Below are 17752 nucleotides of genomic sequence, written 5' to 3' on the forward strand. Positions count from 1 at the left end.
GGACGGGGCTGGGCCGGTTCGTCGTGTCGGGCAGGGGCGGGCACAAACTGCCGGTCACATGCACCGCCGGCAGACCGCTCAGGCGTCGGCTCTGCTTCGCAACCGGCCATCTGATTGTCACAAGGCGAGCGCTCGTTCAGCGGCCAGAAGGGAAAGCAATCTGAGCGGCCAACGACGCCCCGCTCTACCGAGCGGGGGCGTCGACCCTGTTCATTCCTGTTAGCTTGCCGGATTGCGTGCCCTGACGATCCACGCCGCGCCGTCGATCATCACCGATCGCTCGCCGGGGAGGCCTGCGAAGGCGGCACGAACTGCGGCCGAGGCGCGGGCTCGGATGTGGTCGGGCTGATCAGCGAGCGCACGCGAAAGCGGGCCGACCTCGAGCGTCATCTTCACCGCGTCGTCGATCGCAGCGTCCCGCGTTTCGCCCTCGCCGAACGGGACGGAAGCGTCGAAGGGCGCGATAGCGATATCGGTGAAGCCGGCCGCCATCAGGATGCGCGCCACGCGCCCCCGGTCGCCGAACGAAAACGGGCCGGGCGCTTCGGGATCGGGCAGCGCGCTCGGCGGGAGGATGCCCTTGAGCGCGCCCACCGGCAGGCGCATCCAATCATTCTCGGCCGCACCGCGCCAGCAGACGAAAGCGACCCGCCCGCCCGCCCGGAGCGCGCGTCGCATGTGGGCGAACGCCGCTGTCGGATCGTCGAAGAACATCACCCCGAAACGTGAGAACAGGATGTCGAACGCACCTTCGGGCAGCTCGGCGCTGCTGGCGTCGGCCACCTGAAACATGGCCGGCGTATCCTGTCGCGCAAGCGCGCGCGCCCGGCCGATCAGCGGTTCGGATATGTCAACGCCCAGCACTTGGCCCCCCGCGCCGACGCGGGCGGCCAGAGCCAGACTCGACGCGCCCGCGCCGCAGCCGATGTCCAGCACGCGCTCACCCGTCGCGGGCGCGGCGGCTTCTATCGCGGCCTGGCCGAACACCGCGACCATGGCGTCGAGCCGCGCCTGGTTGGCGACCCAGCGCTCCCCGCTTTGACCATTCCAGTCACCGACCTGATCGGCACTTTGCTCTGCCATGTCATCTCCTTGACTCGACTATCCGTCCATCACCGCGCCGATCTACGCCAACCTTTTCGGACGCAAGGGCGCAACGGGAGAAGGCAATGTGTGCTGTCAAACAACCATCGACTGCTGCGCGAAGATACCCGCCATCGCGCCCTGCGATGAAGCCTGGGTGACCGAGGGCAAGAAGGGCGTGGCGAGGTCGCCGGCGGCGTAGATGCCGGGCATGCTGGTTTGGCGGCGCTCGTCGACCTTGAGGACGATGCCCGTGGGGGTGTCGACCGTGGCGAGGCCCAGTGATTCATGCAGGCTCGCGGACGGCTTGTTGCGCGGATGGGCGAACAGGACGTCGACCGCGACATTGCGGCGGGTATCGAGATTGACGGTGGTGATATGGCCATTCTGGTGGGCGATCTCGACGATCCGGCCATCGATGAGAGATATGTTGCGGCGCGCCAGATCGGCCTGGATATCGGGCGCAATGTCATGACCATCGGCGAAGACAGTCAACTTGTCGGTCCAATCGCGGAACAGCCTGGCAGACTGGTACGACTGCGGGCTGGACCAGACGAGGCCCCAATGCTGGCCGGCGACTTCAAATCCGTCGCAATAGGGGCAGGGCACGATGGACGTGCCCCAGCTTTCGGCAAAGCCCGGAACATCAGGCATCTGGTCGGCGACGCCATAGCTCAGGATCAAGCGGCGCGCCCTCAGGCTTTCGTGATCGTCAGTAACGACGCAGAAATCGTCGATGGCGCCAGACACGCTCTCTGCCCGGGCATTGACGAGGCTGATCGTTGGATAGCGCGACAGCTGCTGCCGCGCTTCGACCAGGATGTCCAGCGGCGGCTTGTGATCGTGGCCGAGCAGGCCATGCGAGTGGCCGGCAAAGCGGTTGCGCGGCCGGCCGGTATCGAGAACGGTGACCCTGCGGCGGGCACGGCCGAGCTGCAGGGCAGCGGCGAGGCCGGCAAAGCTGCCGCCGATGATGATGACGTCATCCATGGTGATGGGCTCCGTGTTGTGATTGGAGGGGTGGGCTGGGCGTGGTGTGCAATATCGTCCAGCGATACGCGCTTGAGACGGTCAGCGAGTAGGGCTTCGGCATTGGCGAGAAAGTTGCTGATGGCTGTATTGATCGGCCCCACAATCCCGCATTCGATATCGCCAGGCGCCCCGAGAAAACCTGATTGGGGCAACTGGTTGAAACCTGTCCTTGGCTTGCACATTTAAGATACTGCGTGGTATCGTAGTGCAAGAATTTGAATACTGTCAAGTACTGGAATTGTTGTGACCGAAAACAGCCAGAGCCGGCGCGGCCGGCCCGCCAACGAGGCGCTTCGTCAAACGATTGTCGACGCCGCCTGCGAACTCTTTGTGGAATTGGGTTTTCAAGCGACGACCATGGACAAGGTCGCGCAGCGGGCGAAGATATCCAAGCTAAGCATCTATCGGCACTTTGAGAACAAGGAGGCGCTGTTCAGCGCGGCCATGGCGGCCCACTGCCAGCAGTTTGCACCGCAGACGCTTACCGAAGGCATCGCCGGTTCGGCTGAAGATCAGCTCATGGCGGTGGGATCTTCGCTGCTTCGCACGCTGTTGAGTCCGGACGTCCGCAGTGTCGAAGCCATGGTTTTGGCCGACAAGACGAATCAAAGGTCGTTAAGCAAGCTCCATTACGAAGCCGGGCCCGCCCATGTCATCGCCCAGATCGAGGCCGTGTTGCATCAGTTGCACGCGAAAGCGATTCTGAACGTACCCGATGCTCACCGGTCCGCCCGCTTGTTTGGCGCACTCTTCAAAGGATGCGATCTGCTGCTTATCGCACGCTTCGATGAGGCGAGGGCAATTGACGACAACGAAATCGAGTCCTATTGCCGGTCGGCCGTCGCCATGTTCATCGCCGCGCACGGTGGCATCTAAAGGTGCGCTATCGCGAACCGGCCGTTAGTTTTCGCGACAGTCTGGATGTTGCACACTAACTGCCGCGCGGGTGAGCTGACAACGGCGACCGCACATCCGTGCAGCACGGTCGCACGTCGCGCACTCACAATCCATATGTCTATGCGCGCCCCGCTCGTCAGGACTCTCGCTTGGGCACAAAGAGCGAATTCAGTTCGAAGTCCTCGATGGAACCCGACGGCACAATGGCTTTTCCCTCGATTGCCGGCACGGCCAAAACCAGGGCTCGCGCAACACGGTGCGCTTCGACAGGACGAAAGTCCGCGGGAAGCAGAGGTCTCAGCAACTGGCTCAGCCAGATGCCCATCTTTTCGCCGTAGCGCGCAGGTTGTTTCAGAGCCTTCCGGTCTCCAAGCAGGAACGAAGGCCGTACCACGACGAGGGTTTCGGGGCCTGGCGCGGCAAGTGCATCTTCGAGTTCGCCCTTGACGCGGTTGTAGAACACGATTGAGCGTGCATTCGCGCTGATGGCGCTGACCACGCCAAACCGTCTTGCGCCAGCCGCCAGGCTGGCTTTCGCAACAGCAAGATTGGCTTCGAAGTCCACGGCGCGAAATGCGGAGCGGCTTCCCGCCTGCCTGATCGTTGTACCCAGCGCAAGATAGGCTTCGTCGACTGGAGGCAAAGGCGGGATCGACCGGAAATCCACCAGGTGAACCATGAGCTTTGGACTGCGTACCTCCAGTTCACGCCGGCATAGAGCATGAACCTCCGCCACGGACGGATCTTCGAGCAGTTGCCGAAGGATGTGGGCTCCCACGAGCCCCGTAGCGCCGGCAACCACAACCCGGCGACGAGACGGTGGCTGGCGTACATGCGCCAGATCGAATGACGACTGCTGGAACGAGGTCTGCATCATCTGTCAGCGGAGTGTTGCGTTGGAAACTGGCGCATCCGGTGCGGAGCGTAGCACCGGATGCCTCTTCCGGAGAAGCGCTTCCACCTGCGGAGCGGCGGACTTTGCCGCGTCGTAACCCGCCTGCCGCGCACGCTCTCTCCCGGCTGTGTCCTGTGCGCCTGCGGGCGAAACGGCCGGCGCGATCAGGACGTCCGCTTCGGCCAGTTCGTTTTGTGCCATCAGACAACTCTGGACCTGCATGGTCCTCAGCACGATGGACATGATAGAAGTTGCGGGATAGCGGGGACTGTGACAGTAGATGTCTACCGCGACGACGATGTCGGCACCCATGGCCCGCGCCACGCGGACGGGCACGACAGACGTGACTCCGCCGTCCACGAGCATACCGTCCCGGTATCGCATCGGCACAAAGACGCCGGGGATCGACGCGGACGCTCTCGCGGCCTCGCTTGCGTCCCCCTGCGTCAGGATGACGGGGGTGGAACGCTCGAGGTCACTCGCTACGGCTGCAAATCGCTTCGGAAAACGTTCGATGGGCTTGCCTGCCACAAGCGAGTCGACCGATGTCGCGCGCCGTCTCGCTCGTGCTGGAAGTTCCCGCGCAGGACGTCGCCAGAAGCGCGCACAACAGGGCAGGCAGCACGCAACTCCATGACAGTTTCATCGGACCGTTCCAAAAGATCTGCCGGCAAACGCCCATGGCATCCGGTCGTCCTTGTGTCTTTCCCGGTGTATTTCGTTACGCATTCACGCGATGGAACACCCTGGTCTGTCCGAGGGCGGATATACCGAGGTAGCCGCGCAGATACATCTTTCCGTCCTTGATGGTCGCCTTGCAGGTGTATGTGCGGCCGGAGGACCCGTCGTAGAGCGAGCCTCCGGTCCATTCACCGTCGTCCCAGCGAAGGCCGGTCAGAAACACGATGTTCTTCAGCGAGCGGGAGCGCTGCGCAGGGTCGGGGTTCCTCGTGTCGAGCTTGAAGGTGACGTTATCGGACTCCACCACCTGATTTCCATACAGCAGACGTGCCTCGAAGGCGGCGCCTGCCTTGTACATGTCGAGCTTCACGCTGCCATCGTCGGCTTCCCATATTCCAACGATGCCGTCGCCGGGAGCCTGCTGGGCATGAGCGGTTAGCGTTAAAAACAGGCTCACGACGAAGAGCATCATGGAGACGGCCGATTGGCGTAAAACCAGGCTTGCGTTCATGCCGGTGATCCTTTTGAGGGGTTTCCGGGAAGCAATCTTGTTCCGGGCGTCCGGCGTGCAGCCGCCCTCACAGAGGCAGCGCACGCCGTCCGGCAGGACCGGCTCACGCACGCGAGGCGTGATCACGATTGCGACAGACGACCGGATCGTAAGGACTGAGCCCGGATCGCACAGTGGCGGATGACGCCGCTGTCGTTGCGAGTAGCGCCATTTCTTCCTGGAACGGAGGGCTGCGCGGCGGATCGCTTTCCGGTCGCCGCTTTCGGCATGGCGCGAATTGCGACCAGTGTGGCGCCTTTCGTTAGTGCGCCGGCGCCGTGCGGCGCGTAAGGTTCACTCAGTCAGAACTCGCTGAGAGAACACGATGTTTGATAGAAGCAAGAAGACAGCCCTCGTGACGGGCGCCTCCTCGGGCATGGGAAAGGAAATCGCCCGGCAGCTGATCCACGACGGCTTCCAGGTCTACGTGGCTGCGCGGCACGTCGACAGGATGATCGACCTGGAACGCCTTGGCGCAAGGCTGCTGCGCATGGATCTTTCCCGCGAAGCCGAGATCGTGTCGGCAGCCGGGACGATTCTCAAGGAAACCGGGGGAGTGGACGTGCTCGTCAACAACGCCGGGTTCGGGCTGTACGGGCCGGTGGAGGACATCAGCATCGAGGAGGCGCGATACCAGTTCGAGGTCAACGTGTTCGGCACGGCCCGCCTCACGCAGTTGCTCCTCCCCGCCATGCGCGACAAGGGCAGCGGCACGATCGTCAACATCACGTCGATGGGCGGCAAGATCTATACGCTCCTCGGCGCGTGGTATCACGCGACGAAGCATGCCCTCGAAGGGTGGTCGGACTGCCTGCGGCTCGAACTCGCGCCATTCGGCATCCGCGTCGTGATCGTGGAACCTGGCCTGATCGAGACCGGATTTGGCGATGTGGTTTCGCGCGGCCTGCTGGCGCGCTCCGGCAGCGGTGCCTACGCGAAGCTGACTCAGGCTGTCGCAAAGTCGACGCAGCAAGCCTACGGCAACGGACGCGGCACCGACCCGGGTGTCATCGCCAACGTGGTATCGCAGGCACTACGCGCGAGAAAACCCCGCACGCGTTACGTCGCCGGCAAGTACGCCAAGCCGATGATCCTGATCCGCGCCTGGTTTGGCGACCGGATGTTCGACCGCGTGATCATGAGCCAGATGCGCTAGGATAATCCGCGCGCCCGGCTCGCGACGGGCGCGCACGAGGGGCAGAGGCTATTACACCAGAGGCACCGATGGGCGCAGTCATGGCAGACAGATGCAAGATACCGCAGGCGTTCTGGCGCGCGATTGCGCACGCCGGCTTGCCGCCGGCCGCGGTACTGCGTCAGGCCCGGCTACCCGCCACGCTGCACCTGAATCCGCAGGCGCTCGTGAGTACCGAGCACTACTTCGCGCTATGGAAAGCGATCGGGCAGCTGGCGCCCGAGCCCGGTTTGGGCATCACACTGGTGACCCGGAGCGAAGCCGCGACGCATCCCCCTTTCATCCTTGCTGCATTCCATGCCCGGGACTATCGCGACGGCCTTGAGCGGGTCGCCCGCTTCAAGAGACTCTGCACGCCGGAGCAGTTACATATCGCCGAAGAGGAGGGCGAATGCACGCTCACGTCGGCGTGGCCATACGCCACTGAATCTGAACCCGCTGTTGCGACCGATGTCACGTTTGCGACGCTGCTCGAGCTCGGCAGGCGGGGTACCGGGCAACACCTGACGCCGCGCCGCGTGGAGTTCATTCGCTCAGGTCCCACGGACGAGGTCTACCGCGAGTATTTCGGCTGCCCGATTCGCTACGGCGCATCGCGCAATGCGCTCGTGCTGAAGTCGGTCGATCTGGACCGGCCGTTTCCCGGCCACAACCCCGAACTGCTCGACATGCTGACCCCGGCACTGACGGCAGCGCTGGAGGAAATCGAAGCGCGTAGCTCGATCCGCGAGCAGGTGAAGGTCGTACTCAAACGATGCCTCGCAAGCGGCCGGCCGGAACTGTCGGACGTGGCGCGCGACCTCGGGATGAGCGAGCGGACACTGCAACGGCGCATCACGGACGAAGGCACGACATTCCGGGATCTGCTTGCCGAGGCCCGACAGGAGCTCTGGCGCCGGCTGCTTGCGGACCCGGCCGCGGGCATCGATGAGGTTTCCTGCCTGCTGGGTTACCAGGACACGAGCTCGTTCTATCGCGCGTTCCGCGATTGGGAAGGCGTCACCCCGAACCGCTGGCGCGAACTGAATTCGCTGGGCATTGCCGCCGAACCGATCTGACGCGCACATAACCCCCGGCGCGCTCTTTGCCCAGACTTCCTTCCGTAGCTTCGACTCGTTGCCGGCCACGCAGAGACCGCCGGTCGACGCTGTCCTGCAGCCCACCGTAGTGAGGTAGCCGCTGCGCTGCGGCGCAAGTCACGTTCATTCGATTGGCGCCAGGTGCAACGGGCATGGCGCGATCTGCCAGTGCCGCCGATCAGGCAAGGCGGTACAAATCTGCCTGCAACAGCTATCCATTTCGAGAGGCATCCCATGAAAGAAAAAGTGTGGTTCATTACCGGTGCATCGCGCGGCTTTGGCCGTATCTGGACCGAGGCGGCACTCGCGCGAGGCGACAAGGTCGCCGCGACGGCGCGACAGCTGGCCAGTCTCGACGGGCTGGTCGAACGCTATGGCGACGCGGTGCTTCCTCTCGCGCTCGATGTCACCGACTCCGCTCAGGCAGGCCACGTCATCGCGCAGGCCCATGCGCACTTTGGCAGGCTCGATGTCGTCGTGAACAATGCGGGCTACGCGCTGGTGAGCGCGATAGAGGAAGCGAGCGAAGCCGACGTCCGCGCCGAGTTCGAAACCAACTTCTTCGGCGCCTGGCGCGTGATCCGGGCTGCGTTGCCGTTTCTGCGCGAGCAGCGCCACGGCCACATAGTTGGCGTATCGAGCGTTGCCGGCATTGTGGCGGGGCCTATCGTCGGCTTCTATCACGCCTCCAAATGGGCGTTTGAAGCAATGCATGAGAGCCTCGCCCAGGAGGTCAAGGACTTCGGGATCAACGTCACGCTGCTCGAGCCCGGCGCATACGCCACCGATTTTTCGAGTCAGGAATCGCTGAAACTGGCGGCCGGCAACGATGCCTATGCCGCTCTCAGGGCACGGGTCTTTTCGTCCAGTGGACAGATCGATTTCGGCGACCCCCGCTCGACCGCTCGGGCTGTCCTTGAGATCGTCGATACGGCCAATCCGCCATTGCGTCTCTTTCTCGGCACCGAAGGGCTTCCTGTCGCGCGTTCCGCATACACTGAGCGTCTCGCCACCTGGCAGGCGTGGGAGTCGGTCTCCAGCGCGGCGCAGGGCAATTCGAGGCGGCAGGACATTGTCCTGTGAAAGCGGGCAGCTCCCACGGCTAACCGTGCAGGCCAGAGATTCAACGAGCCGCGGTGCCTGCATAACGGCTGGGTGTCGCTTCGCACCAGGCCAATCCGCCATCGCATTCACTCGATTCCATCGACCGGACAACCGATGACGCTCCATTTCTCCTGCACCATGTGCGGTCGGTGCTGCCGGGACCTCCGGGTGCCGCTCGGCCTTTCCGAAGTGCTGGACTGGCTGCGCGATGGCGGTGAAGTGCAGCTACTCTGTGAAGCCATACCCTGGCTGGTCGAGCCGGCAGCGGATGATCCGGCCGCCGCCTACAAGTTCCGGCGCTCGTTCGCGGCGATGAGCGGTACGTTACCGTTGCGCGTTGTCGTGACGGTCGTGGCTGCGTTCGAAGGACCGTGCCCCCATCTGCAACCCGATCTGGCATGCGGCATTTACGAGCGGCGGCCGCGCGTATGCCGCATTTATCCTGCCGAGATCAATCCGTTCATCGAACTTCGCCCCGCTGGAAAGGCATGCCCACCGGACGCGTGGAGCGATCGTCATCCCGTGCTGGAAGTGTCGGGTCGATACGTGGAGCCGTCGCTTGTGGCAGGCATCGACGCTTTTCGAGACGCGGACGTGGGCGATGTTGGCGCGAAACGGATGCTGTGTGCCCTCCTTCGCGTAAGTTCGACTGCGCTCGCCAATGAGGGTTTCGTCGCCGTGTTGGCGGAACGCGAGGCGATGATGCGGGCCATCGGGGCCGCAATCGATAGGGCCGAAGCCATCGAAGGCAACGCGTGTGCGCAATCGTGGACCGTCGTTTCGAATCGGCGCCGGTCGCGTGAGGCGCTTGCCTCGGTCGACGCGCGCGCCGTAGCACCCGAAGCGTTGCCCGACCAACAAAAGTATCTGGGATTTCACGCATCCAGCGACGATTAATCAGCGCCTGTTGGCCAGCAATCCGACGCGATCGCAGCTGTTCTCTCTGGCGCGATTGACGCATATGCGAGCACTGCGTTGGGCAATCGAATGATTGCGAGCCGGATGGGCAGTTCGGTGATCGAGGCCGTCGCACATGAGCCGCAAACGAGCGAAGGCCTGCGGACGCCGCCTCTGTCATTGACCCCTTCACTCAACCTCGTACCAGGCAGTGAGTTCGGGAGCGCAAAATGCGTTTTGCGGACCGACTCAAGAAGAAAACCTGTAAGGAGCACGTTGATGAGCGAAGCATCACAAGCAACGGATGTCAGCGCGCCTGCCTGGCTAAGCGTCGCCCTCAAGGAGCGAGGCATCAGGCGTTATGGTGCGGGACAGTGCAATCCCCGAATTGCCGAATACAATAATTGCACACAGCTCGCTGGCTACGACGACAAGATCGCCTGGTGCTCCTCGTTCCTGAACTGGTGCATGAAGCAATCGGGTATTCGCGGAACCGGCTCAGCGCTGGCTCGCTCGTGGCTCACTTGGGGGCAACCGCTTGAGAAACCGAAATACGGTTGCGTTGCCGTTCTGACTGCCGATGACGAGGTCGATTGGAAGGGACACGTTGGATTGTTTCTCCGAATCGACGATGAGAACGTCTACCTGTTCGGAGGCAACCAACTCGAGGAGGTCCGGGAACTCGACTATCCGCGCGATCGCGTGCTCGCCTATCGCTGGCCTTGACGCCTGCAAGACTGCTTCCCCGATAACACTCAGTCCTCCTGCGCAAGTCGAAACAAGACGTCAGCGAGGGCGCGAATTTTTGACTGTGCGGCACGTTGGGACGGATAGACGACGAAGTACGACAAGCCGTTTTGCGCCACCTCGATAAAAGGCGTCACCAGTGTCTCCGCCCGCAGGCGGTCCCTCGCCATCCGGGGATCGCCTATTGCAACTCCATGCCCTTCCGCCGCAGCGGTGGGCGTCAATTCGAGGGTATCAAAAACGGGGCCACGGTCCGCGTCGATGTGCCGTGCCTCCACGCTTTTGAGCCAGCATCGCCACTTCTCATGGCCGTGTCCGGGATGGAGCAATGTGACATGGGCAAGGTCGGCTGCCGAGCCAAGCGATGCGGCCATTTCGCTTGTGCACATCGGTGTGAGTTGCTCGGCAAACAACGGAACCGCATCCATGCCCGGCCACTGCCCGGTCCCACGAACCACGATGGCGTCGACGTCAGGCGTAGTGAAATCCGGTGCGTCGTCCGCCGATGTGGCGATGCGCAGTTCTGTTTCCGGCAACGCGTGATTGATATCTGCGAGCCGTGGGAGCAACCAGCGAATCGCGAACGTGGACGGCAATCGCAGGGTCACGACAGACGCCGTCCTGGCGTGAAGGTCTGCGTGTTGAACCAGTTGCGTGAGTACGCTGACGGCCACGGTCAACAGTTCGCTTCCTTCCGCTGTCAGCGTCAGCCCCGACGCATGGCGCACGAAAAGTGCACACCGGTAGTGCGCTTCCAGTTGCTGGATCTGACGGCTCACCGCGCCCTGCGTTCGACACAGATGGTCAGCGGCTTTGCTGATGCTCCCGAGTTGCGCCGCGGCGACGAATGCCTGGAACGCTGCCAGCGGCGGTAGCGTCCGCGTAAGGTCGGCCAATGGATATGCATGCGTTGCATACCCGGGTTGCGGATTTTTCGATTGTTTGCTCATCGGTGCATCGCTATCGTGCGTGTATCGGATGCGCATCCGCTCAAATGCGCGGAGTTGTCAACGAACGATTGGAGAATGAAGATGGCCTCATCGTCGGAAGCACTATACACGCGGCAGGTTCGCAACTATCTCGAGGAACTGGAGCGCGGCGACGTCGCGGCGATCTGCGCGCTGTTCACGCCAGACGCCCAGATCTTCTCGCCGTTTCTCGGCTGGATGCGCCCTGCGCCATTCTTTGCGAAGGTCGAGGCAGCGTCTGGAGAAAGCCGAATAACGCCTATCGACATCTGCGCCAGCACGACAGGGGCTCGACGTGCGACCGGTTACTTTGTCTATGACTGGGGGCTGAAAGATGGGTCCGCGGTGCGTTTCGAGTGCGTCGATGTTTTCGAGTTCGACGACAACGGGCTCATCGAGCGGATGATCATCGTCTACGATACCCATCCGATTCGCAGTACGGTAGGTGACAAATACGCGTAGCCCAATCGATATTGCTCGATACCGAAAGCTGGTTGGCGCAGGGCTGGCGCCGACTTCGTTCACCACGCACTGGCAGGGTATTCATGGGTCACGCCGACATCCGCCGGTAGCCGAAGGGCGGCACTTCCTGCTCGGGCGCCATGGACACCTCAGCTAAGGGGCTTCCAATCCTTCGCCCTGCCGGGCTGCACGGGCGGCAAATCAACACCCGGCAAGCTACGAGTTTACGTCGCGGTGCTACGCAGAGAGCCGGTCAGATGACGCAATTCGTCGAGCAGTTTCACAGCGGGCGTCGGCAGAGTGCCTCGCCGACGACGGAACGCAGTCAGAGTGCGTTGTGCATCGAGGCCTTCGATATCCAACGCGTCGATGACGCCGGCCCGGCTTTCGGTGTCGTACATGGGTTCGGCCATCCAGGAGACAAAGCCACAGCGCGCGACAAGGCTTTTGAGCACGGTTACCGAACGGGTTTCGACTGCGATGGAAGGCATCGGAAGACCGTGGGCTTCGAAGGTCTCCCGCACGTGGGCATAAGGTCCGGTTCCCTTGGGGGTGAGTGCCCAGCGTTGCGTCAACGTGTCATCAAGTCGAAGCTTATCCTTCGAGCGCAAAGGATGATCGGTCGCCGCGACTACACAACTCCTGTCAGTCCATGAACAATCGGAGATCGCAGCCACGTCTTCGGTTTCGATTCCCGAAGTGCACAGCGCCAGGTCGATTTCGCGAGTGAGCAATCCTTCAACCAGACGATCCCACACGCCTTCAATCACCTCAACGCGTAGATTGGGCCATTTCTCGAGCACGCATGCGATAGCCATCGGCAAGACGAGGCTCGCTATGCTGCCCACCGCGCCAACCTTGATCACGCCTTTCGCCAGGCCGCGCATTGCATCCAATTCCTCGCGCGCGTGTTCGGCCTCCCTTTGCAGCGACATGGCATGCGGCATCAATGCTTCACCGAGCGCGGTTAGCTGCATCCCTTTAGTGTGCCGCTCGAAAAGCGGAGCCCCTACTGATTCCTCAAGTCGCTTGATCGATCTGCTTAGCGCCGGCTGGGTCATGTTCAGCGTTGCCGCGGCTCGTCCGAGGCTACCCGTGGAGACGATCGTGGTGAACATCATCAACTGCTGCAGATTGAAACTCATGGCGGCGAACCCGATTGAAAGGGTTTGGAGGGATCGAACAAGTCGCAAGCTGTCCCCACCCTAGGTGTCTTCCCTGGAAGCGACCCCAGCGCCTGCTCGCTGCGCCCGTTGAAGAGCCGGTCATTACAGCGCATAGCCGTGATCAGCAAGGCGGGCAGCCAAAAGAAGCCAATCCGGCGACCCGATCAACCCATGCCTGAATGTAATGACTTTGACCGTTTTTAGCAATTTCAAATCAATGCGGCAAATTCCATACTGCGGCTCATCCAATCACCGCCAGTTTTTATGGCGAACCGCAGAGGACTCGAGATGCAGCGAAACACCAGTGGGCAGCCGACCGTTCGCGATGCCGTCGTGGACTTGATGCGGCGCCTCGGACTGACGTCCGTGTTTGCCAATCCCGGCTCAACCGAGCTGCCCATGTTCCGCGACTTCCCGGAGGACTTCCGGTACGTGCTCGGATTGCAGGAAGCTGTCGTTGTCGGTATGGCAGACGGATATGCCCAAGCGACCGGCAATGCCGCTCTGGTCAATCTGCATTCGGCGGCCGGCGTCGGCAACGCGATGGGCAACATATTCACGGCTTTCAAGAACCGCACGCCGCTGATTATTACCGCCGGTCAGCAGGCGCGTTCGATTCTGCCGTTCGATCCGTTTCTGTCGGCCTCGCAAGCAACCGAGTTGCCGCGTCCCTATGTGAAGTGGAGCATTGAACCGGCTCGTGCAGCAGATGTTCCGCTTGCACTTGTCCGCGCGTATCACGTCGCGATGCAGGAGCCGCGTGGCCCCGTGTTCGTTTCCATTCCGGTCGACGACTGGGATCAGCCGGCCGAGTTGATGGAGGTGACGCGGGTTAGCACCCGGTTTCGCCCCGATCCAGTGCGGATTGCGGAGATCGGTGACGCATTGGACAAGTGCAAACGGCCAGCCATCGTCGTCGGAGCGGAACTCGATCGCGCCGATGCCTGGAGCGAGGCAATCCAGCTAGCAGAGCGCCACAACGCGCGGGTTTATGTTGCGCCAATGTCGTCGCGCTGCAGCTTCCCTGAAGATCATCGGCTGTTCGCCGGATTCCTTCCGGCGATGCGCGAAAAAATTGTCGGAATGCTGAATGGGCATGACCTGATCTTCGCCGTGGGGGCGCCGGCATTTGCGTATCACGTCGAAGGCAGTGGGCCGCATGTGCCCGATGGCGCGGCGTTGTACCAGCTTATCGACGATCCGGCTACCGCGGCGTGGACACCGGTCGGCACCTCGGTGGTGGCGAACATTCGCCTGGGGCTTGTCGACCTGCTGGCCCGTCCGGCGCCGCATGGCCGGCCGCTACCGGCTCCTCGGGAGGTCGTCGAGCGAGCCGGGCCCACGGCGATCATGTCGGTCGCGTATGCGTTGCAGACGCTGTCCGAGGTTCGCAACGCAGCGGATATCGTGGTCGAGGAGGCGCCAAGTTCGCGGCCCGTCATGCAACGTTATCTGCCGTTCACGCGCAGTCAGACGTTTTACACGATGGCAAGCGGTGGTCTGGGCTACGGAATGCCCGCCGCAGTGGGCGTGGCTTTGGGCAAACCCGGTAGCCGCGTGATTGCCCTCATCGGTGACGGCTCGACGATGTATTCGCCGCAAGCGATATATAGCGCGGTCCAACTGGATCTCCCCGTTACCTTTGTCATCCTGAATAACTCCCGCTATGCCGCCTTGCAGGAATTTGCGCCCGTATTTGGCTTCTCCGCGTCGGACCCGGTACAGGGCACTGATCTTCCGGGGCTGGATTTCGTTTCTCTCGCCAACAGCATGGGTTGCAAAGGCGTTCGAGTTAGCGATGCTCTGTCGCTGAAGCCGGCTCTGGAAGACGCGTTGTCTTCGGGCAAAACGCGTCTTGTAGAAATTGTCGTGGCCTGACCGTGAGCCGGTGGTTCGACAGACTGCCTTTTCGAATATATTTCAGGAGACCGTAATGAATCATGTGCCGATGTTGATCAACGGCGAGCGCACGATGGCTCGCGATGGAGCGACATTCGAGCGCCGTAACCCGCTCGATAACACGGTTGCATCGACGGTAGCCGCCGCCACTGCGGCCGATGCGCAAGCCGCGGTGCACTCAGCCGCCGCCGCGTTTGCCCCATGGTCGGCGATGGGACCCGGCGAGCGACGCGCATTGCTGAATCGAGCCGCAGATGCACTCGAAGAAAAGGGCGACGCTTTCGCGCTCGCAATGGCCACAGAAACAGGCGCGTCCCGTTTGTGGGCAGATTTCAACGTCAAACTTGCAGCGGACGGGTTGCGCGAAGCCGCTGCGATGACCACGCAGATTTCAGGCGAGGTGATTCCCTCGGACGTGCCTGGCAACCTGGCGCTTGGGGTTCGTCAGGCCGCTGGCGTCGTGCTCGGGATTGCGCCGTGGAACGCGCCGGTCATCCTTGGCGTGCGAGCCATCGCGTTGCCGCTCGCTTGCGGCAATACCGTCGTGCTCAAGGGCTCCGAATTCTGCCCCGCGACCCACGGCCTGATCATCGAGGCGTTACAGGACGCCGGACTGCCACGCGGCGTCGTCAACTTCGTCACGAATGCGCCAGCGGATGCGGGCGCCATTGTCGAAGCGATCATTGCCGAGCCGGCGGTCAGGCGAGTCAACTTCACCGGTTCAACCCGCGTCGGCCGCATCATCGCGACCCAATGTGCGAAGTATCTGAAGCCCTCGGTACTTGAACTCGGCGGAAAGGCTCCGTTTCTGGTTCTTCACGATGCCGATATTGACGCTGCAGTTCAAGGCGCAGCATTCGGGGCGTTTGCGAATTCCGGTCAGATCTGCATGTCCACCGAACGCATCGTCGTCGACACGAAGATCGCCGATGAATTCGTCGCGCGACTGGCCGAAAAGGCGAAGACCCTGCCGCTTGGTGATCCGAGAAAGGGCCCGGTCGTACTCGGCTCCGTTGTGGACATGGCGACCGTCAGGAGGTGCAACGACCTGATCGACGACGCGCTGGCGAAAGGTGCGACGTTAGTGTGCGGAGGAAAGTCCGAGACCACGCTCATGTCGGCCACGTTGCTGGATTACGTCACGGCGGACATGCATATCTACCGGGAAGAGTCGTTCGGGCCAGTCAAGGCAATCGTCCGCGTCGAGGGCGACGAACAGGCCATCGCGTGCGCGAATGACAATGAATACGGTCTGTCGGCAGCCGTCTTCAGCCGTGACGTTGCGCGTGCCTTGACGGTAGCGAAGCGTATCGAGTCCGGGCTTTGCCACGTCAATGGGCCGACGGTTCACGACGAGGCGCAAATGCCGTTTGGCGGGGTGAAGTCCAGCGGCTTTGGGCACTTCGGCGGCAAGGCCGGGATCGCGGAATTCACCGATTTGCGCTGGGTCACCGTGCAAACCACGCCTCGCCACTATCCGTTCTGATGGCGGCCAGGGCGCGGACACGGCGCGGAGACGGGCCTCTGGCTCATGCGCGATGAACAGAATAACAACGCTATACCGGTAAGAAGCATTCGCTCGGGTAAAGATGAACGATCAAATTAAGGAGACTGCAATGCCTATGGTCGATTTCGAGCTGCCATTCGATCGCGTCTATTTCGAGTGGGACCAGCACGTCAGGGAACGGATGGCCGGGAACGGCGATTCAGACTTCATTCGTCTGGCTGGGGAGGCGAAATGAACGATCGTAACGTCCGTCTGCCGACCATAGACATAGGCCGCACCCTCGATGAAGGACCGTTCTCAGCATTTCAGCGAATAGTCGTCTTGCTCGCCGCGTTTGCGATTGTGATGGATGGATTCGATGGGCAACTCATCGGGTTCGCTATTCCCAGCTTGATCAGGGAATGGGGCATCACGCGCAACGCATTTGCGCCCGCCGTTGCTGCCGGCCTTGTCGGCATGGGTATAGGCAGCGCGTGCGCTGGGCTCTTCGCGGACAGGTTCGGTCGGCGCTGGGCAATCATCGGGAGCGTGCTGGTATTTGGTGTGGCGACGAGTTCGATTGCGCTATCGCCGGACGTTATGGCCCTTGCAATTCTGCGCTTCTTCGCGGGACTCGGTATCGGCGGCGCGCTGCCGAGCGCCACGACCATGACAGCCGAATTTACGCCTGCTCGCCGCCGGACGCTCGCGGTGACCGCAACCATCGTTTGCGTACCGCTGGGGGGCATGCTTGCCGGACTGTTCGCGAGTGTCGTGCTTCCTCATTATGGCTGGCGCGGACTCTTTCTCATTGGAGGCACACTTCCCGTTGCACTGGCGGCCCTGCTGTATTTCGTCATGCCCGAATCGCCGCGTTATCTTTCCCGCCATAGCGAACGTTGGAATGAACTGCGTCGCCTGCTGACCCGCATGTCCCGCTCGATTCAGCCGGATGCCGTGTTCGCTGACCAGAAGGAGCAGAATACGGTACCGCGTCCGAGCTTTCGATCTCTGTTCGCGGACGGTCAGGGCCGTGACACCATTGCAATCTGGATCGCTTTCTTCATGAACCTGATCGCGGTTTACAGCGCATTCAGCTGGCTGCCGACGATGCTTGCTGGCGAGGGTCTCAGCCCTGCCGTGGCGGGTTCCGGTCTTACCGCCTACAACCTGGGCGGTGTTTTAGGAGCACTGGGCTGCGCGGTGGCGATCGGTCGGTTCGGGTCGCGCTGGCCTTTGCTGGTGTGCTGCCTGATGGCCGCCGCGAGCGCCCTTTTCCTGCGCGGTCTTGACGTCTCCGCCCACACAACGTTGCTTGTATTCGGAATTGGTTTGCACGGTCTCTTTGTGAACGCAGTTCAGTCGACGATGTACGCCCTTTGCGCCTATGTGTATCCGACCGAGATACGTGCGACCGGGACCGCATCCGCGCTCGCGTTCGGGCGGCTTGGCGCGATTCTTAGCGCGTTCGCGGGGGCATTCGTGATCACGCAGGGAGGAGCGTCTGCGTACCTGGGCATGCTTGGCGGCGCGATGTCGATGGTTTTTATCTGCCTGATGATCGTGCGTCGCCATATTCCGCCCATCGGTCGCGCCTGACCACGGCGCGTC

At 62.2% G+C, this 17752-nt stretch carries 18 protein-coding genes and 2 pseudogenes; 12 read left to right on the top strand and 8 right to left on the bottom strand.

All coding sequences use genetic code 11. The features are described 5' to 3' along the window. Positions 1 to 219: 219 nt before the first annotated feature. Positions 220 to 1083 carry a class I SAM-dependent methyltransferase gene (locus ACEN8U_RS03790; protein ID WP_368608110.1) on the bottom strand — a complete coding sequence of 288 codons (864 nt, stop codon included), beginning with the start codon at positions 1081 to 1083 and terminating at the stop codon, positions 220 to 222. A 96-nt stretch (positions 1084 to 1179) separates the two neighbouring features. Continuing rightward, entirely contained in the window at positions 1180 to 2073 is an 894-nt protein-coding gene (locus ACEN8U_RS03795) for an NAD(P)/FAD-dependent oxidoreductase (protein ID WP_368608109.1), read from the bottom strand. A gap of 285 nt (positions 2074 to 2358) precedes the next feature. On the opposite strand from ACEN8U_RS03795, the gene ACEN8U_RS03800 reads away from it, so the two are divergent. Beyond that, positions 2359 to 2991 (top strand): TetR/AcrR family transcriptional regulator, encoded by a 633-nt coding sequence (locus tag ACEN8U_RS03800; protein WP_368608108.1) that lies wholly within the window; start codon positions 2359 to 2361, stop codon positions 2989 to 2991. A 157-nt stretch (positions 2992 to 3148) separates the two neighbouring features. Here ACEN8U_RS03800 and ACEN8U_RS03805 read toward each other — a convergent pair whose 3' ends face one another. From ACEN8U_RS03805 to ACEN8U_RS03820, 4 genes and pseudogenes are all read right to left on the bottom strand, one after another. Further along, complete coding sequence (locus ACEN8U_RS03805; protein ID WP_368608107.1) at positions 3149 to 3889, bottom strand: SDR family oxidoreductase; 741 nt, start codon at positions 3887 to 3889, stop codon at positions 3149 to 3151. A gap of 3 nt (positions 3890 to 3892) precedes the next feature. After that, positions 3893 to 4219 carry a hypothetical protein gene (locus tag ACEN8U_RS03810; protein WP_368577560.1) on the bottom strand — a complete coding sequence of 109 codons (327 nt, stop codon included), beginning with the start codon at positions 4217 to 4219 and terminating at the stop codon, positions 3893 to 3895. A gap of 66 nt (positions 4220 to 4285) precedes the next feature. Continuing rightward, a pseudogene (locus ACEN8U_RS03815) lies at positions 4286 to 4438 on the bottom strand (patatin); the annotation flags it as partial. Positions 4439 to 4628: 190 nt separating this feature from the next. Further along, entirely contained in the window at positions 4629 to 5099 is a 471-nt protein-coding gene (locus ACEN8U_RS03820) for a DUF2147 domain-containing protein (RefSeq protein ID WP_368608106.1), read from the bottom strand. Positions 5100 to 5463: 364 nt separating this feature from the next. Between ACEN8U_RS03820 and ACEN8U_RS03825 the strand changes: the two genes are divergently transcribed. From ACEN8U_RS03825 to ACEN8U_RS03850, 6 genes and pseudogenes are all read left to right on the top strand, one after another. Next, positions 5464 to 6294, top strand: coding sequence for an oxidoreductase (locus ACEN8U_RS03825; protein ID WP_368608105.1), 831 nt, complete (start codon positions 5464 to 5466; stop codon positions 6292 to 6294). Between the two features lie 68 nt (positions 6295 to 6362). Next, a complete protein-coding gene (locus ACEN8U_RS03830; RefSeq protein WP_368608104.1) occupies positions 6363 to 7391 on the top strand; it encodes an AraC family transcriptional regulator in 1029 nt (342 codons plus the stop codon). A 189-nt stretch (positions 7392 to 7580) separates the two neighbouring features. Next, a complete protein-coding gene (locus ACEN8U_RS03835) occupies positions 7581 to 8495 on the top strand; it encodes an SDR family NAD(P)-dependent oxidoreductase (RefSeq protein WP_413657336.1) in 915 nt (304 codons plus the stop codon). A gap of 135 nt (positions 8496 to 8630) precedes the next feature. Further along, positions 8631 to 9413 (top strand): YkgJ family cysteine cluster protein, encoded by a 783-nt coding sequence (locus ACEN8U_RS03840; RefSeq protein ID WP_368608102.1) that lies wholly within the window; start codon positions 8631 to 8633, stop codon positions 9411 to 9413. A 15-nt stretch (positions 9414 to 9428) separates the two neighbouring features. Beyond that, positions 9429 to 9590 (top strand): annotated as a pseudogene (locus tag ACEN8U_RS03845) (amino acid ABC transporter substrate-binding protein); the annotation flags it as partial. Positions 9591 to 9692: 102 nt separating this feature from the next. After that, positions 9693 to 10139: a TIGR02594 family protein gene (locus ACEN8U_RS03850; RefSeq protein WP_368577551.1), complete on the top strand. Its 447-nt coding sequence runs from the start codon at positions 9693 to 9695 to the stop codon at positions 10137 to 10139. 29 nt (positions 10140 to 10168) lie between these two features. Here the strand turns inward: ACEN8U_RS03850 and ACEN8U_RS03855 are convergent, their stop codons facing one another. Then, the gene (locus tag ACEN8U_RS03855) at positions 10169 to 11110 is read right to left on the bottom strand and encodes a LysR substrate-binding domain-containing protein (protein WP_413657339.1); all 942 of its coding nucleotides are present in this window, start codon (positions 11108 to 11110) and stop codon (positions 10169 to 10171) included. 81 nt (positions 11111 to 11191) lie between these two features. Here ACEN8U_RS03855 and ACEN8U_RS03860 point away from each other — a divergent pair, with 81 nt between their 5' ends. Next, positions 11192 to 11590 carry a nuclear transport factor 2 family protein gene (locus tag ACEN8U_RS03860; protein WP_368577547.1) on the top strand — a complete coding sequence of 133 codons (399 nt, stop codon included), beginning with the start codon at positions 11192 to 11194 and terminating at the stop codon, positions 11588 to 11590. 224 nt (positions 11591 to 11814) lie between these two features. Here the strand turns inward: ACEN8U_RS03860 and ACEN8U_RS03865 are convergent, their stop codons facing one another. Continuing rightward, complete coding sequence (locus ACEN8U_RS03865; protein ID WP_368608100.1) at positions 11815 to 12735, bottom strand: LysR family transcriptional regulator; 921 nt, start codon at positions 12733 to 12735, stop codon at positions 11815 to 11817. 309 nt (positions 12736 to 13044) lie between these two features. Here ACEN8U_RS03865 and mdlC point away from each other — a divergent pair, with 309 nt between their 5' ends. The 4 genes from mdlC to ACEN8U_RS03885 all read left to right on the top strand — a co-directional run bounded on the left by mdlC (position 13045) and on the right by ACEN8U_RS03885 (position 17740). Then, positions 13045 to 14634 (top strand): benzoylformate decarboxylase, encoded by a 1590-nt coding sequence (gene mdlC, locus ACEN8U_RS03870; protein WP_368608099.1) that lies wholly within the window; start codon positions 13045 to 13047, stop codon positions 14632 to 14634. Between the two features lie 55 nt (positions 14635 to 14689). Further along, the gene (locus ACEN8U_RS03875) at positions 14690 to 16141 is read left to right on the top strand and encodes an aldehyde dehydrogenase (protein ID WP_368608098.1); all 1452 of its coding nucleotides are present in this window, start codon (positions 14690 to 14692) and stop codon (positions 16139 to 16141) included. A gap of 130 nt (positions 16142 to 16271) precedes the next feature. Beyond that, positions 16272 to 16397 (top strand): hypothetical protein, encoded by a 126-nt coding sequence (locus ACEN8U_RS03880; RefSeq protein WP_368608097.1) that lies wholly within the window; start codon positions 16272 to 16274, stop codon positions 16395 to 16397. After that, complete coding sequence (locus tag ACEN8U_RS03885; protein ID WP_368608096.1) at positions 16394 to 17740, top strand: MFS transporter; 1347 nt, start codon at positions 16394 to 16396, stop codon at positions 17738 to 17740. The genes ACEN8U_RS03880 and ACEN8U_RS03885 overlap by 4 nt, the downstream gene beginning before the upstream one ends. Positions 17741 to 17752: the final 12 nt, after the last annotated feature.

It is taken from the genome of Paraburkholderia phenoliruptrix (genome assembly GCF_047325075.1).
GTDB lineage: Bacteria > Pseudomonadota > Gammaproteobacteria > Burkholderiales > Burkholderiaceae > Paraburkholderia > Paraburkholderia phenoliruptrix.